Raw genomic sequence first — 14620 nt, forward strand, 5'->3', positions numbered from 1 at the left:
GTTGCTTACTTCTCGATGACCGCGAGGACGTCGCGGGCGGAGAGCACCAGGTACTCCTCGCCGGCGTACTTGACCTCGGTGCCGCCGTACTTCGAGTAGAGAACGGTGTCGCCGACGGAGACGTCGATCGGCACGCGGTTGCCCTTGTCGTCGATCCGGCCCGGGCCGACAGCGAGGACGGTGCCCTCCTGCGGCTTCTCCTTGGCGGTGTCGGGGATCACGATGCCCGAGGCGGTGGTGGTCTCGGCCTCGTTCGCCTGGACCACGATGCGGTCCTCGAGCGGCTTGATCGCAACCTTGGTCGCGGTAGTCACGGGCATACCCTCCTGGGGTACTTGGTTTCGTTGCCGATCGGCATGCCGACCAGCGTCAATCTGCCACATGCCACCGGGCGGGGCCGTCGTCGCGGGTGCCGGTCCGCCTGGCGTTCAACCCCCGGACACCAGGGCCCGAAGGTTGGCACCCTCAGGGTGAGAGTGCTAATCGCAGGTTATTCCTCGGCTAGCACTCCGTCAAGGAGAGTGCCAATCCGCCACCCCCGTGTCGCCACGCTCGCGCACCCGCACCGCCACTCTTTCCGCAGTCTTCCGTCGCCGTTTGCCAGGGTTGACCGCAACACGCCGACAGTGGCTTCCCGCCGAGCGCGCCGACCCTTACTCTCCGGCGCGACCACGTCACGGAGGGCAGGCAGATGGCGGACATACCAACCCTGGGATTCCTGCGCGACCAGTTGCGCCGGGCCCGCAAGGTACGCGGGCTCAGCCAGGAGGAGCTGAGCAAAATGATCAACTATTCCCCGTCGGCGGTGAGCGCGATGGAGATCGGTCCGAACCAGCTCAGCGCCGACTACCTGGCCCGGTTCGACAAGGTGCTGGAGACCGGTGGCCTCTTCGTCGGGATGCTGGAGCTGATCCGGCTGCACGCCGAGCCGGACTGGTTCCGGCCGTGGGGCGAGATCGAACGCGAGGCGGTCGCGCTGCGCTGGTACGACCCGGCCGTGGTGCCGGGCCTGCTCCAGACCGAGGCGTACGCCCGGGCGATGCTCCGGGCCGGCCCACCGCTTACCGACGAGCAGATCGAGAAGCGGGTGCTGGCCCGGATGGCCCGGCAGGAGGTGCTCGCCCGCGAGGAGCCGCCGCAGCTCGTCGCGGTGCTCGACGAGCAGGTGCTGCGCCGGCAGGTGGGCGAGCGCGCGACGATGCGCGAGCAGTTGGAGCACCTGCGCAGCCTCACCGACCGCCCGCACGTCCAGGTGCGGATCATCCCGGCCGAGACCCCGTGGTACGGCGGGCTTGCTGGCCCCTTCGTGCTGGCCCGGCTCGCCGACGGCACCGAGCTGGCGCACCTGGACAACCAGCTCCGGGGGCACACAGTGGACAGCCCGAACGACCTTGCCAGCCTCGGGCGACGTTGGGAGACTGTGGCCGGTGAGGCGCTGCCGCGCCGGCAGTCCGCCCGCCTGATCGAGGAAGTGGCGAAGTCATGGACCTGACCCGTGCCGCCTGGCGCAAGTCCTCCCGCAGCAACCAGAACGGCGGCGCCTGCGTCGAGGTCGCCGACAACCTGCCCGGCGTGGTCGCCGTACGCGACAGCAAGGACCCGGCCGGCCCGGCGCTCGCCTTCACCCCCGCCGCCTGGCGCGCCTTCGTCGCCACCCACGCCCCCACCCGCTAGACCCGGCCCCGACGCGGCGTCCGCCCGCGCCGCGCGCCCGCCCACCGCCTCCCGGCCCGACTCGGCTCGGCTCGGCTCGCGCAGCTCGGCTCGGCTCGGCTCGGCCCGACTCGGCTCGCTCAGCTCAGCTCGGCCCGGCCAGGCCCGGCCAGGCCCGGCCCAAGCCGGCCCGGCCCAAGCCGGCCCGGGCTGCCGAGTTGCCCGACCTCGCCCCGCGGGTGTGCGCGCGGGTTGCGGCATGACGCGGCCTCCCGCCGAGCTGACACCCCAAGATGCCGCAACCCGCGTCCGCCAGCCGCACGTGACACGCCGGACTGCGGCCAGGCCAAACGGCCTCCGGGCCGGACCGAAATCCCGAGATGCCGCAAGTCGCGCCCTGCCGCCGACGTGACAGCCCAAGATGCCGCAACCCGCGGCCGTCGGCCGGACAGAGGTGCCGCGAGCCGTGCCGTCCCCGAGACCGAGACCGAGACGGCCGCCGCCGCGCTCTCACCGCCGGCACGACAGCCCAACATGCCGCAAGTCGCGCCCTCCCGCCGGCACGACAACCCAACATGCCGCAAGTCGCGCCTTCCGGCCGGCGTGAGGGCCCAAGATGCCGCAAGTCGCGACCGGCATGCCCGCAAGAGGCCGGCCGGGGCCTCCGGCGGGGCGGACGGGGGCGGGACGGAAGAATGGGGCGGGTGGATCTGGAGCAGTTCGCCGCGTTGCATACCGCTGAGGGGTCGGCCGCGCTCGACGCGGCGGCCCGGGTGGCCGGCGGTGATCCGCTGGTCGCGGCGGCGGCGCTGCGCTCGGCCGGGGTGCCGGCCGGGCTCGCGGCGGCGGCGCTGACCCAGGCGGAGCTGCGCCGCCGGGCGACCGGCAAGTTCGGGCCGGCGGCGGCCGGCATGTTCTTCACCCGGCCGGGGCTGGAGCAGGCCACCCGGCAGGTCGTCGCCGACCGGCGGGCGCGGCGGCTGCGCGCCGCCGGGGTGAGCACGCTTGCCGACCTGGGCTGCGGGCTGGGCGCCGACGCGCTCGCCGCCGCCCGCGCCGGCATCCGGGTGTACGCGGTGGAGGCGGACCCGCTCACCGCTGCGCTGGCCGAGGCGAACGCCCAGGCCGCCGGGCTGGCCGACCTGGTCACCGTCGAGTGCGGCGACGCGACGGCGTTCGACGTGACCCGGGTCGAGGCGGTCTTCTGCGACCCGGCCCGACGCCGGGCCGGCACCGGCCGCCGGATCTTCGACCCGAACTCGTACTCGCCGCCGTGGGACTTCGTGACCGGCCTGGCCGAGCGGGTGCCGCACACGGTGGTGAAGGTCGCGCCGGGAATCGACCACGCGCTGATCCCGCCCGGTGCCGAGGCCGAGTGGGTGAGCGTCGACGGCGACCTGGTCGAGGCGGCCCTCTGGTGTGGCGAACTGGCCGAGCTGCCCCGCCGCGCGACAGTGCTGAAGGAGAAACTTTCGGCTGACGTCCCGAGCGGAGCAGCAGTTTCCTCCGGCCACCCGGCCGACGGGGAAAGCCGGCACACCGACGGAGCCGGCGGCGGAAGCCGGCACACCGACGGCCCGGCGACGTACCAGCTGACCGGAACGGGGGCACGTGAGGCGGTGGTCGGGCCGGTGCGACGCTTCGTCTACGACCCGGATCCGGCGGTGGTCCGGGCTCACCTGGTGGCCGAGCTGGCGGCCGAGCTGGACGCCACGTTGGCCGACCCGACAATCGCCTACCTCTACGCCGACGCGGTACGGCGCACGCCGTACGCCCGTTGCCTGGAGGTGACCGACGTGCTGCCGTTCTCCCTCAAGCGGCTGCGGGCGTTGCTGCGGGAACGGCAGGTCGGCCGGGTGGAGATCCTCAAGCGCGGCTCCGCGTTGGAACCCGAGCGACTCCGGCGCGACCTGCGGCTGGCCGGCGACCAGCCGGCGAGCCTGGTGCTCACCCGGGTCGCCAGCGCCCCGACGGTCCTGCTCTGCCGCCCGGTGGCCTGAACCCGAGCCCCCGGAGCCGAACCACCGGCTGAGAAGGCACTGGCTCGGGTATCGGGCCGGGGCTACCTTGGCGGACATGGCGGGACATGGCACCCCGGCGGTCGCGCTGCTGGCGAAGCGGAAGGTCGACCATCGCACCCATCCGTACGACGTCTCGCCTGACGAGCCCAACTATGGCGCGCTGGTCGCCGCCGCGCTCGCGGTGGCGCCCGAGCGGGTCTTCAAGACTCTGGTCACCGAGGTTGACGGGGCGCTGACGGTGGCGGTGGTGCCGGTGACCGGCGATCTCGACCTCAAGGCGCTGGCGGCGGCCGTGGGCGGCAAGCGGGCCACGCTGGCCGAGCGGGCGGCGGCCGAGCGGGCCACGGGGTACGTACGCGGCGGCATCAGCCCACTGGGCCAGCGGCGACGCCTGCCCACGGTCCTCGACGTCTCCGCCCTGGCGCACCCGACGGTGTACGTCTCGGCCGGCCGCCGAGGGCTCCAGGTGGAGCTCAGCCCCGGGGATCTGGTCGCGCTCACCGATGCGCGGACCGCACGCCTCGCCGCCGTCTGACCCGGCCGGAGGAGTCCCGGCTGAACGGGACTCCGGCATCGGAACACGGACGGTGGCGGCGCGATGTCGAGGGCGTTGCTGAATTGTTACCGCTGACAACAAACTCATGACCGGCGCACCCTTGTGCTGGCGTGTGGCGCGCAATACGTTGCCGGACACAACAAAACAAAAAACACCGACACCCTTCCCCACCCTCGAAAGGACCCTGCACATGCGCAAGGGCTTCCTCGCCGTCGGCACCGTGGGCCTGCTGGCCCTCGGCAGCCTGACGGCCTGTGGCGACGAGTCCGGCGGCGACCAGGCCGGCTCCGACGTGACCCCGAAGATCGGCGTGATCCTGCCGGACAGCAAGTCCTCCGCCCGCTGGGAGGGCGCCGACCGCAAGTTCCTCCAGGCCGCCTTCGATGCTGCCGGTGTCGAGGCGGACATCCAGAACGCGCAGGGCGACAAGACCCAGTTCCAGACCATCGCCGACCAGATGATCACGAGCGGCGTCACCGCGCTGATGATCGTGAACCTGGACTCCGGCACCGGCAAGGCCGTCCTCGACAAGGCCAAGTCGCAGGGCGTCGCCACCATCGACTACGACCGCCTCACCCTCGGCGGCTCGGCGGAGTACTACGTCAGCTTCGACAACGAGGCCGTCGGCAAGCTCCAGGGCGAGGGTCTGGCCAAGTGCCTGACCGACCAGAAGGCGGAGAAGCCGGTCGTGGCGTACCTGAACGGGTCGCCGACCGACAACAACGCCACCCTGTTCAAGAACGGCTACGACTCGATCCTCAAGCCCAAGTTCGACGCCAACGAGTACGTCAAGGGCCCGGACCAGTCCGTGCCGGACTGGGACAACGCCCAGGCCGCCACGATCTTCGAGCAGATGCTCACCCAGACCGGCGGCAAGATCGACGGTGTGCTGGCCGCCAACGACGGCCTCGGCAACGCCGCCATCTCGGTGCTGAAGAAGAACAAGCTCAACGGCAAGGTTCCGGTGACCGGCCAGGACGCCACCACGCAGGGCCTGCAGAACATCCTCGCCGGTGACCAGTGCATGACCGTCTACAAGGCCGTCAAGCAGGAGGCCGACGCCGCCGCCGAGCTGGCCATCGCGCTGGCCAAGGGCGAGCGCAAGGAGACCGGCCAGACCGTCAAGGACCCCGAGGGCAACCGTGACGTCCCCGCCGTCCTGCTCACCCCGCAGGCGATCTACAAGGAGAACGTCAAGGACGTCATCGCCGACGGTTTCGTGACCAAGGAAGAGGTCTGCACCGGCAACTTCGCCGCGCTCTGCACCGAAGCGGGCATCAGCTGACCTCACCCGCCTAGGCGGCGCCGCCCGGCACGGTAACCCCGTGCCGGGCGGCGTGCCGCCGCTGGACGGGCCCCGATCTCCCTCCGTGACAAAGGAGAACCCCGTGTCCGCGACCCCTCTGCTGGAGCTACGCGGGATCGACAAGAGTTTCGGTCCCGTCCAGGTCCTACGCGATGTCGCCTTCGCCGCCTACCCGGGCGAGGTCACCGCGCTCGTCGGTGACAACGGCGCCGGCAAGTCGACGCTGGTCAAGTGCATCAGCGGCATCTACCCGACCGACGCCGGGCAGTTCGTCTTCGACGGCCGGCCGGTGAACATCCACAGCCCGCGCGACGCCGCAGCGCTCGGCATCGAGGTCGTCTACCAGGACCTCGCGCTCTGCGACAACCTCGACATCGTGCAGAACATGTTCCTCGGCCGCGAGAAGCGCAGCGGCATCGTCCTCGACGAGCCGACCATGGAACAGATGGCGGCCGAGACCCTCGCCGGGCTCTCCGTACGCACCGTCAAGTCGCTGCGCCAGCACGTCTCCAGCCTCTCCGGCGGCCAGCGCCAGACCGTGGCGATCGCCAAGGCCGTGCTCTGGAACAGCAAGCTGGTGATCCTGGACGAGCCGACCGCCGCGCTCGGCGTCGCGCAGACCGCCCAGGTGCTCGAACTGGTCCGGCGGCTGGCCGACAACGGTCTGGCCGTCGTGCTCATCTCGCACAACATGAACGACGTCTTCGCCGTCTCCGACCGGGTCGCCGCGCTCTACCTCGGCCAGATGGTCGCCCAGGTGAAGACCACCGACATCACTCACGCGCAGGTGGTCGAGCTGATCACCGCCGGTCGCTCCGGCGGGCTCGGGCTCACCGGCGAACCGGCCACCAACGGCAACGGCGCGGCGCCGGCCGGTAGCACCACGGGAGGCGTCTCATGAGCACCACCGCCGTCAAGCAGGAAGGGCCGGCCGCCGTCGCGTCGACGCCCTCCGTCGGCAGCCACGTCCGCGACTACTGGCGACGGGTACGCGGTGGCGACATCGGCGCCCTGCCCGCCGTCCTCGGCCTGCTCGTCCTCTGCACGATCTTCTCCATCCTGCGGCCGTCGTTCCTCAGCGCCGGGAACTTCGCCAACCTGTTCACCCAGGGCGCGGCGGTCACCCTGATCGCGATGGGCCTGGTCTTCGTCCTGCTGCTGGGTGAGATCGACCTGTCGGCCGGCTTCGCCAGCGGCGTCTGCGCGGCGGTGCTGGCCAACGTGGTCACCGTGCTCGGATATCCCTGGTACGTCGCGGTGGCCGCCGCCGTGCTCACCGGCATGGTGATCGGTACGATCCTCGGCCTCCTGGTCGCCAAGATCGGCATTCCGTCCTTCGTGGTCACCCTGGCCGGCTTCCTGGCCTTCCAGGGCGTGGTACTGCTGCTGATGGAGCAGGGACGCAACATCTCGGTGCGCGACTCGGTGCTGGTGGCGATCGCCAACCGCAACCTGCCCCCGGTGATCGGCTGGGCGCTCGCCGCCGTGGCCGTCGCCGGTTACGCCGCCGTCCAGTTGCTCCGCCACCGCAATCGCGCCGCGCGTGGCCTGATCACCGACCCGATGACGGTGGTGCTCGCCCGGATCGGCGGGCTGGCGGTCATCCTCGGCCTCGCGGTCTACATGCTCAACCTGGAGCGCAGCCGCAACGTGCTGATCAGCTCGCTCAAGGGCGTGCCCATCGTCGTGCCGATCATCGCGGTGCTGCTCATCGTCTGGACCTTCGTGCTCCAGCGCACCAGCTACGGCCGGCACATCTACGCGGTCGGCGGCAACAGGGAGGCCGCCCGCCGGGCCGGCATCAACGTGGACCGGATCCGCATCTCGGTCTTCGTCATCTGCTCCACGATGGCCGCCATCGGCGGCATCGTCGCCGCCAGCCGGGCCAACTCCGTCGACCCGAACACCGGCGGCAGCAACGTGCTGCTCTACGCCGTGGGCGCGGCCGTGATCGGTGGCACCAGTCTCTTCGGCGGCAAGGGCCGGGTGCTGGACGCGGTGCTCGGTGGCGCGGTGGTCGCGGTGATCGACAACGGCATGGGTCTGATGGGCTACAGCTCCGGCGTCAAGTACGTGGTCACCGGCGTGGTGCTGCTCCTGGCGGCCAGCGTCGACGCGCTGTCGCGCCGACGGGCCGCCGCCAGTGGCAGCCGCTGATCCGCTGCACCGAAGGTAGTCACAACCGATGCGCGTGGGACCGAGCCAGGACGAGATTCGGCGGCAGAATCTCGGTGCCCTGCTGCGCTACGTGCACGTGCACGGTGCCACCACGCGTGCGGAACTGACCACCGCACTGGGGTTGAACCGGAGCACCATCGGCGCGCTCACCGCCGACCTCGCCGCGGCCGGCCTGGTGACTGAGGGGGCGCCGAAGGAAACCGGCCGGGCCGGACGACCATCGCTTGTCGTCCGGCCCGAGTCGGACCGGGTCTTCGCGTACGCGTACAGCATCGAGGTGGACCGGCTGCGGGCCGCGCGGGTCGGGCTCGGCGGCGCGGTGCTCGACCGCCGGGAACTGGACCGCCCCCGCGGTCTCACCGCCGCGGAGGCCGCCCCGCTGCTGGCCGGCGCGGTCAAGGAGATGCGGCAGGCGCTGCCGGAGGATGCCGTCTGCGTCGGTGCCGGGGTGGCGGTCTGCGGCATGGTCCGCCGCGACGACGGCCTGGTCCGGCTCGGGCCCACCACCGGATGGGTGGACGAGCCGATCGGCACGGCGCTCGGCACGGAACTCGGGGTCGACGTGCCGGTCACGGTCGGGAACGTGGCCGACGTGGCGGCCTTCGCCGAACACGCCCGTGGTGCGGCGGCCGGCTGCGACAACGTCATCTACCTCTACGGCGACGTCGGCGTCGGCGCCGGGATCATCGCCGGAGGCCGGCGGCTGACCGGGCACGGCGGCTACAGCGGCGAGGTCGGGCACATGGTGGTGGTCCGCGACGGGGCCCGGTGCGAGTGCGGCAACCGGGGGTGCTGGGAGACCGAGATCGGCGAGCACGGGCTGCTCCGGGCCGCCGGCCGCTCCGACGCCCGGGGCCGGGAGGCGATGCTGGCGGTCTTCGACGCCGCCGACCGCGGGGACGCCCAGGCCCAGATCGCGGTACGCCAGGCCGGCGACTGGCTCGGCTTCGGCGTCGCCAACCTGGTCAACATCTTCAACCCGGAGATGGTCATCTTCGGCGGCACCATGCGCGACCTCTACCTGGCCGCCGCCGCCCAGGTGCGCAGTCGGCTCAACTCCAACGGGCTGCCGGCCTGCCTTGAGCACGTCCGACTGCGTACCCCGAAGCTCGGTGAGGACGCTCCCCTGGTCGGCGCGGGCGAACTCGCCTTCGACCGGCTGCTGGCCGACCCGCTCGACGTCAACTGACCTCCAGTTCCAGATTTCGCGAGCAGGTTTCGCCAATCGGTGAACTGATCGGCCGAACAATCCGTACCAGGTTGCGGACGGCCGACGGGGTGCGGACGTCCATCGCTCAACGATCGGTTCTCGTCCGAGGAGGCGCCGCAGACATGGCACCGCTGGATTCCGCTCGTCGCCGGCAGGGCAACCGGTCCCGTCGCTTGGCGGTGCTGCTCACCACCATCGCCGCAGCCCTCGTCGTCCTGCCCGGCGTGGCGCTGGCCGCGCCCGCCGCTCAGCAACTCGCCGCCGCCGACCAGGCCCTGCTCGACGGGGTACGGCTGGCCGGGCTCTGGGAGATGCCGGCCGGGCAGATGGCCGCCGAGAAGGGCCAGTCACGGGTGGTCCGCGAGGTGGGCGCCGAGATCGCCCGGCAGCACGAGGAGCTTGACCGGATCACCGTGGAGGCGGCCAACAAGCTGAGCGCCGTCATTCCCAACGCGCCGACCGCCGAGCAGCAGGGCTGGCTCACCGAGATGAAGGACGCCAACGGCGCCCGCTTCGACCAGATCTTCGTCACCCGGCTCCGGGTCGCCCACGGCAAGATCTTCCCGGTCATCGGCGCGGTCCGGGCCAGCACCCGCAACGAGGTCATCCGGGACCTGGCCAACTCGGCGAACACGTTCGTCGGTGATCACATGCGGATGCTGGAGAGCACCGGCCTGGTCCGGTACGCCGAACTGCCGCCCGCCGCACTGCCGGCCCCGGGCAACGACGGCCTGCTCGCCGCCGCGTCGGCCAACACCGGCCCGCAGATCGGCGTCAGCAACACGCTGATCTGGGCGATCTTCCTCGGCGCCCTCGGCACCGGCGGCTTCCTCACGTACCGCATGTTCCGTCGCAGCTGATCGCCGCCACCTGATTCGATGACCGTTCGTACCCGAGCCGCTGCCCTGCTCGGGCTGATCCTCACCGCACTGTGCGCCGCCCTGGGCCCCGCCGGCCCAGCGGCGGCGCACGCCGTGGTGGTCGCCACCACCCCGCAGCGTGACGAGGTGCTCGGGTACGCGCCGCGCGAGGTGCTGGTGACCTTCAGCGAGACCATCGCCGTGGTCCCCGGCCGGGTACAGGTCCTCGCCCCCGACGGAAAGCGGATCAATGTCGGCGAGCCCGAGGTCCGGGACCGGACCATCCGGATCGCCCTGCGACCCTCGGACCGTCCACTCGGCACCTACCTGGTCAGCTACCGCGTCATCTCGGCCGACAGTCACCCGGTCGCGGGCAGCTTCACCTTCGCCGCCGGGGCACCGTCGGCGACCCCGCCGCAGCCGGCCCTGGCGGAGTCCGAGTCACCGGCCGGGGTGCTGGTACCGGTAGCGAAGTACCTCGGGTACCTGGGGCTGCTCCTGGCGGTCGGCCCGCCGCTGCTCGCGGCCACCATGTGGCCCCGCCGCCGCCGTCGGGGTGCCACGGCCACCGCGCTGTGCGGGCTCGGTCTGGTCGCCGCCGGCACGCTCGGCACCTGGGTCGGGCAGGCGGCACAGGTGGTCGGTGCGCCGGTCGGGCAGCTCTCCCTGGCCGACCTGCGGGCCGTCGCGGACAGCGACGTCGGAGTGGTGCTGGCCGCCCGGCTGGCGCTGGTCGGCTTGGCGGCGGCCCTGCTGCCGGCGGTGCTGCGGGGTGTTGATGACCGTTCGTCGGCCGGTCGCGTCGTCGCCGGGCGGGTACGCGGTGCGGCACTGGCGGCAATCGGCCTGGCCGGGTTCGTCACCTGGCCACTGGCCGGGCATCCGGTCGCCTCGCCGCTGCCGCCGGTGAGCATCGCACTGGGCACCCTGCACGTCGCCGGGGTGACCGTCTGGTTGGGCGGACTGTTCGCGCTTACCGTGTTCCTGCTCCGGGGCACCCATGAGCGGGTGCTCGCCCGGATCCTGCCGGCCTGGTCCCGGCTGGCCACCCTCGCGGTGGCCTGGCTGGTCGCCGCCGGGCTCGGTCAGGCCGTGATCGAGCTCGGCCGCCCTTCGGCCCTGTGGGGCAGCACGTACGGTCGCCTGCTGCTGGCCAAGGCGGCACTGCTGGCCGGGGTGCTGGCGGTGGCGGCCGGGCAACGCCGCCTGATCAGGCGACGGGTCGCGGCGGTTCGACCCCGGTGGGTCGCCCGGGCGGCCGGCGTGGAACTCGCCGTGACGGCGGTGGTGCTGGCGCTGACGGCGATGCTGGTGCAGACCCCGCCCGGTCGGTCGGCCGGTACCGCGGCCGACGGGGTGAACCGGGAGGGTGTCGCGCAATCGCTCACCACCGATCTGTTCACCTTGCAGTTCGACATCTACCCGGCGGTCGCCGGCACCACGAACAGCCTGCACGCGTACGTCTACACACCGCAGGCGAAGGAGTTGCCGGTGGCGGAGTGGACGGTCACCGCCGCCCTGCCGGAGGCCGGCATCGAGCCGATCACCGTCGACGTGTTCGCGCTGGAACCGCACCACGGCAGCGCCGAAATCCACTTCCCGGTCGCCGGTGACTGGACGTTGCGGGTCAGCGCCCGAACCAGCGAGATCGACCGTTCCACCGCCACCACCACGGTGACGATCCGCTGACCTGACCTGGCTCGATGACGCCTCAGCGGTCGACCTGGGTGAAGTCCCAGGAATGCGGCTGCCGGGCCAGCAGCATCACCGGCGGGTCGGGCAGCGGCCGAGGGCTGCTGCGCCACTTCGAGATCACCACGACCCGGTGGTCGGTGGAGGAGAAGACCTCGCTGGACAGGTGCAGCGGGTCGTGCTCGAATTCGGGCAGCGCGCTGTCGCACACCCAGGTGATCAGGTCGGCGAGCGCGTACGGCTCAGCCCGTGCCTCCCACATCCGTACGATCACGTCGTCGTCCTCCTCAGACGCTGACCGTGGTCAGCGGCATGGCCGAATCCGCGGGCAGGTCGAGCCGGCTCGGCGCGACGCCCGAGGCGACCAGGTGCGAGCCGAGCGCCGCCACCATCGCGCCGTTGTCCGTACACAGGCCGGGCCGGGGCACCCGTACCCGGATGCCGTACCGGGCGGCCCGCTGCTCGGCCATCGCCCGCAACCGTGAGTTGGCCGCCACTCCCCCGCCGATCACCAGCGTCTCCACGCCCCGACCACGGCAGGCGTCCAGGGCCTTGTTCACCAGCACGTCGCAGACCGCCTCCTGGAAGGACGCGGCGACGTCTGCGACCGGGACCGGCTCGCCGGCCCGCTGGCGAGCCTCCACCCACCGCGCCACCGCGGTCTTCAGCCCGGAGAAGGAGAAGTCGTGGCGGTGCGCGACGAGATCCTTGGCTGCGGTCAGGCCACGCGGGAAGGCGATCGCCGCCGGGTCACCGGCCCGGGCCTCCCGATCGATGTACGGCCCACCGGGGAACGGTAGACCGAGCAGCCGGGCCACCTTGTCGAACGCCTCGCCGGCCGCGTCGTCGATGGTGGCGCCCAGCGGGGTCACGCCCCGGGCCAGATCGTCGATCAGGAGCAGCGACGAATGGCCACCGGAGACCAGCAGCGCGATCGCCGGTTCGGGCAGCGGACCGTGCTCCAGCGTGTCCACCGCGACGTGCGCGGCGAGATGGTTGACGCCGTAGACCGGTTTCTCGGCGGCGACCGCGTATCCCTTGGCCGCGGCCACCCCGACCAGCAGCGCCCCGGCCAAACCCGGCCCGGCGGTGACCGCGATCGCGTCGATGTCGGCGAGCGTCACCCCCGCTTCGGTCAATGCCCGCTGCATCGTCGGCACGATGGCCTCCAGATGCGCCCGGCTGGCCACCTCCGGCACCACCCCACCGAATCGGGCGTGCTGGTCCACGCTGGACGCGAGCGCGTCGGCGAGCAGGGTGTGCCCGCGTACGACACCGACGCCGGTCTCGTCGCACGAGGTTTCGATGCCGAGGATCAGTGGTTCGTCAGCCATGGGCTTTCTCAGTCCTGGGTGCGCTGCATCACCAGCGCGTCGGTGTTGCTCGGTTGGTAGTAGCCGCGCCGCACGCCGATCGGTTCGAAACCGTGCATCGCGTAGAGCCGCTGGGCCGGGGCGTTGTCGGCGGCGACCTCCAGCAGAACGGCGCGTACACCGAGCCGGCCGGCCTCGGCGAGCAGCGCCTCCAGCAGCAGTCGGCCGATCCCCCGGCGCTGCGCGTCCCGCCGGACCGCGATGTTCTGCACCCACGCCTCGTCGGGCGGGGCGACGGCGAGCCCGGCGTAGCCGAGCACCCCGCCGTCGTCGTCGGTGAACACCCGGTAGAAGTGCCCGTGCGACAGCTCGTTCCAGAACATCGCCGCGGACCACTGCTCGGCACCGAATAGATCCGCTTCGATCGGCAGCACCTCGTCGATGTGCCACCAGCGGAACCGGGCCGGCCGCGACCGGCTCACGGCAGCACCGGCTTGCGCGCGGTGGCGGCCACCGCGTCCGGTCGGCGCAGGTAGAGCGGGGTGAGCGGATCGCCGGCCGCGCCGGCCCGGATCCGCTCGGCAGCCAGGGTGGCCAGCGCACCCGCGTCCGGATAGCGGGGTTCGGCCCGCAGCGGCAGGCCGAGGACCTCGGCATAGCGGTGGGCACCGTCGCCGACCGCCACGGTCGCGCCCAGTTCCCGGGCCCGATCGGCGGCCACCGAGGGCGCACCTACCTCCGGCCCGACCAGACGTTCACCCGCCCCGTCGTAGACCGCCCAGTAGATCTCCCGCCGCCGCGCGTCGCTCGCCGCCAGCACCGGCTCGCCAGCCGCCGCCGGGTGGCCGATGGCGTCGAGCGAGCAGACACCGTACGCCGGAATGTCGAGCACCTGCCCCATCGTGGCGGCGGTCACCAGGCCCACCCGCAGCCCGGTGAACGGGCCGGGGCCGAGCCCGGCGACGATCGCGGCCAGGTCGGCGGGACGGGCATCCGCGTCGGCGAGCACCGCCTCCACCTGCGGCGCCAGCAGTTCGCCGTGCGCGCGGGCATCCACCGTGCACCGGTGCGCCCGGGTGACGACCGCGTTCGCGGTGACCTCGACGAGCGCCGCGGTCACCGCCGGGGTCGAGCTGTCCACCACCAGTACGAGCACAATTGACCAGCCTAGCCGCATCGCCTCCGGCCCTTGGACGCCCGCCCGCCATCGCCGCCGGGTCGTAGCGCTCGCGCGCACCGCACCCATGACGATGAGTAGTCAGGAGATGAGGGGCCAGGCCCGTGAGCGCCTGGCCCCTCATCGACGGATCAGTTGCGGCGGATCAGTTGCGGCGGCTCCACTGCTGGTTTGCTCCACCCCAGCAGCTGTACAGCTGGATCATCGCCCCGTTACCGCTACCACCGGCGTCGAGGCACAGCCCTGACTGCACGCCGGTGATCGTGCCGTTGGAGTTGATGTTCCACTGCTGGTTCGCGCCGCTGTGGCAGTCATACAACTGGATCCGGGTGCCGTTGCTCGTGCTGGAGTTCGGCACGTCCAGGCACTTGCCGTTCACCGTCAGCTGCCTGCTCGAGGTGTGGGTGAACCGCTGGTTCGAGCCACCCCAGCAGTCGTACAACTGGATCTGGGTGCCGTTGCTGGTGCTCGAGTTCGGCACGTCCAGGCACCGGCCGGACTGCTGACCGACGATCATCTGGCCGGACCCGCCACTGGGCGGCGGGGTGGTCGGGTTGGGCGGGTTGGTCGGGCCGGGGCCGGGGGTGCCGCCTTCCGAGAGGGTGATGTCCGAGCTTCCCTGGCTCTGGTAACCCTCGGTCGCCATGATCTGGT

At 72.0% G+C, this 14620-nt stretch carries 16 protein-coding genes; 10 read left to right on the forward strand and 6 right to left on the reverse strand.

Features of this window, described 5'->3' with window-relative positions; all coding sequences use genetic code 11:
• Positions 1–5: 5 nt before the first annotated feature.
• The gene (gene groES / locus AB0J93_RS29730; protein ID WP_089155197.1) at positions 6–320 is read right to left on the reverse strand and encodes a co-chaperone GroES; all 315 of its coding nucleotides are present in this window, start codon (positions 318–320) and stop codon (positions 6–8) included.
• A 371-nt stretch (positions 321–691) separates the two neighbouring features.
• Between groES and AB0J93_RS29735 the strand changes: the two genes are divergently transcribed.
• From AB0J93_RS29735 to AB0J93_RS29780, 10 genes are all read left to right on the forward strand, one after another.
• The gene (locus tag AB0J93_RS29735; RefSeq protein ID WP_363925663.1) at positions 692–1492 is read left to right on the forward strand and encodes a helix-turn-helix transcriptional regulator; all 801 of its coding nucleotides are present in this window, start codon (positions 692–694) and stop codon (positions 1490–1492) included.
• Positions 1483–1674 (forward strand): DUF397 domain-containing protein, encoded by a 192-nt coding sequence (locus AB0J93_RS29740; protein WP_363925664.1) that lies wholly within the window; start codon positions 1483–1485, stop codon positions 1672–1674. The genes AB0J93_RS29735 and AB0J93_RS29740 overlap by 10 nt, the downstream gene beginning before the upstream one ends.
• Before the next feature lie 683 nt (positions 1675–2357).
• Entirely contained in the window at positions 2358–3653 is a 1296-nt protein-coding gene (locus AB0J93_RS29745) for a methyltransferase domain-containing protein (RefSeq protein ID WP_363925665.1), read from the forward strand.
• A gap of 76 nt (positions 3654–3729) precedes the next feature.
• Positions 3730–4209, forward strand: a complete 480-nt coding sequence (ybaK, locus tag AB0J93_RS29750; protein WP_363925666.1) for a Cys-tRNA(Pro) deacylase — start codon at positions 3730–3732, stop codon at positions 4207–4209.
• A gap of 211 nt (positions 4210–4420) precedes the next feature.
• Positions 4421–5515 (forward strand): substrate-binding domain-containing protein, encoded by a 1095-nt coding sequence (locus tag AB0J93_RS29755; RefSeq protein WP_363925667.1) that lies wholly within the window; start codon positions 4421–4423, stop codon positions 5513–5515.
• Positions 5516–5618: 103 nt separating this feature from the next.
• Positions 5619–6437, forward strand: a complete 819-nt coding sequence (locus tag AB0J93_RS29760) for an ATP-binding cassette domain-containing protein (protein WP_363925668.1) — start codon at positions 5619–5621, stop codon at positions 6435–6437.
• The gene (locus AB0J93_RS29765; protein WP_363925669.1) at positions 6434–7693 is read left to right on the forward strand and encodes an ABC transporter permease; all 1260 of its coding nucleotides are present in this window, start codon (positions 6434–6436) and stop codon (positions 7691–7693) included. Before AB0J93_RS29760 ends, AB0J93_RS29765 begins: the two co-directional genes overlap by 4 nt.
• A gap of 28 nt (positions 7694–7721) precedes the next feature.
• Positions 7722–8903: an ROK family transcriptional regulator gene (locus tag AB0J93_RS29770; protein WP_363925670.1), complete on the forward strand. Its 1182-nt coding sequence runs from the start codon at positions 7722–7724 to the stop codon at positions 8901–8903.
• Between the two features lie 143 nt (positions 8904–9046).
• Entirely contained in the window at positions 9047–9784 is a 738-nt protein-coding gene (locus AB0J93_RS29775; RefSeq protein ID WP_363925671.1) for a DUF4142 domain-containing protein, read from the forward strand.
• Between the two features lie 18 nt (positions 9785–9802).
• The gene (locus AB0J93_RS29780; protein ID WP_363925672.1) at positions 9803–11473 is read left to right on the forward strand and encodes a copper resistance protein CopC; all 1671 of its coding nucleotides are present in this window, start codon (positions 9803–9805) and stop codon (positions 11471–11473) included.
• 22 nt (positions 11474–11495) lie between these two features.
• Here AB0J93_RS29780 and AB0J93_RS29785 read toward each other — a convergent pair whose 3' ends face one another.
• The 5 genes from AB0J93_RS29785 to AB0J93_RS29805 form a co-directional block, all read right to left on the reverse strand.
• The gene (locus tag AB0J93_RS29785) at positions 11496–11750 is read right to left on the reverse strand and encodes a hypothetical protein (protein ID WP_099852920.1); all 255 of its coding nucleotides are present in this window, start codon (positions 11748–11750) and stop codon (positions 11496–11498) included.
• Positions 11751–11763: 13 nt separating this feature from the next.
• The gene (tsaD, locus tag AB0J93_RS29790; RefSeq protein WP_363925673.1) at positions 11764–12810 is read right to left on the reverse strand and encodes a tRNA (adenosine(37)-N6)-threonylcarbamoyltransferase complex transferase subunit TsaD; all 1047 of its coding nucleotides are present in this window, start codon (positions 12808–12810) and stop codon (positions 11764–11766) included.
• An 8-nt stretch (positions 12811–12818) separates the two neighbouring features.
• Entirely contained in the window at positions 12819–13271 is a 453-nt protein-coding gene (gene rimI / locus AB0J93_RS29795) for a ribosomal protein S18-alanine N-acetyltransferase (protein ID WP_363925674.1), read from the reverse strand.
• Complete coding sequence (gene tsaB / locus AB0J93_RS29800) at positions 13268–13945, reverse strand: tRNA (adenosine(37)-N6)-threonylcarbamoyltransferase complex dimerization subunit type 1 TsaB (protein ID WP_363925675.1); 678 nt, start codon at positions 13943–13945, stop codon at positions 13268–13270. Before tsaB ends, rimI begins: the two co-directional genes overlap by 4 nt.
• A gap of 166 nt (positions 13946–14111) precedes the next feature.
• Positions 14112–14620 (reverse strand): ricin-type beta-trefoil lectin domain protein (locus AB0J93_RS29805; protein ID WP_363925676.1); only part of this gene is annotated, 509 nt, incomplete at its 5' end.

It is taken from the genome of Micromonospora sp. NPDC049374, assembly GCF_040677165.1.
In the GTDB taxonomy this organism is placed as follows: domain Bacteria; phylum Actinomycetota; class Actinomycetes; order Mycobacteriales; family Micromonosporaceae; genus Micromonospora.

Bases quoted from the DNA above. Each gene is read 5' to 3' on its own strand.
- AB0J93_RS29735 (WP_363925663.1), top strand. From the start codon at position 692: ATGGCGGACATACCAACCCTGGGATTCCTGCGCGACCAGTTGCGCCGG.
- AB0J93_RS29740 (WP_363925664.1), top strand. From the start codon at position 1,483: ATGGACCTGACCCGTGCCGCCTGGCGCAAGTCCTCCCGCAGCAACCAG.
- AB0J93_RS29775 (WP_363925671.1), top strand. From the start codon at position 9,047: ATGGCACCGCTGGATTCCGCTCGTCGCCGGCAGGGCAACCGGTCCCGT.
- AB0J93_RS29755 (WP_363925667.1), top strand. From the start codon at position 4,421: ATGCGCAAGGGCTTCCTCGCCGTCGGCACCGTGGGCCTGCTGGCCCTC.
- tsaD (WP_363925673.1), bottom strand. From the start codon at position 12,810: ATGGCTGACGAACCACTGATCCTCGGCATCGAAACCTCGTGCGACGAG.
- AB0J93_RS29765 (WP_363925669.1), top strand. From the start codon at position 6,434: ATGAGCACCACCGCCGTCAAGCAGGAAGGGCCGGCCGCCGTCGCGTCG.
- groES (WP_089155197.1), bottom strand. From the start codon at position 320: ATGCCCGTGACTACCGCGACCAAGGTTGCGATCAAGCCGCTCGAGGAC.
- AB0J93_RS29770 (WP_363925670.1), top strand. From the start codon at position 7,722: ATGCGCGTGGGACCGAGCCAGGACGAGATTCGGCGGCAGAATCTCGGT.
- AB0J93_RS29780 (WP_363925672.1), top strand. From the start codon at position 9,803: ATGACCGTTCGTACCCGAGCCGCTGCCCTGCTCGGGCTGATCCTCACC.
- ybaK (WP_363925666.1), top strand. From the start codon at position 3,730: ATGGCGGGACATGGCACCCCGGCGGTCGCGCTGCTGGCGAAGCGGAAG.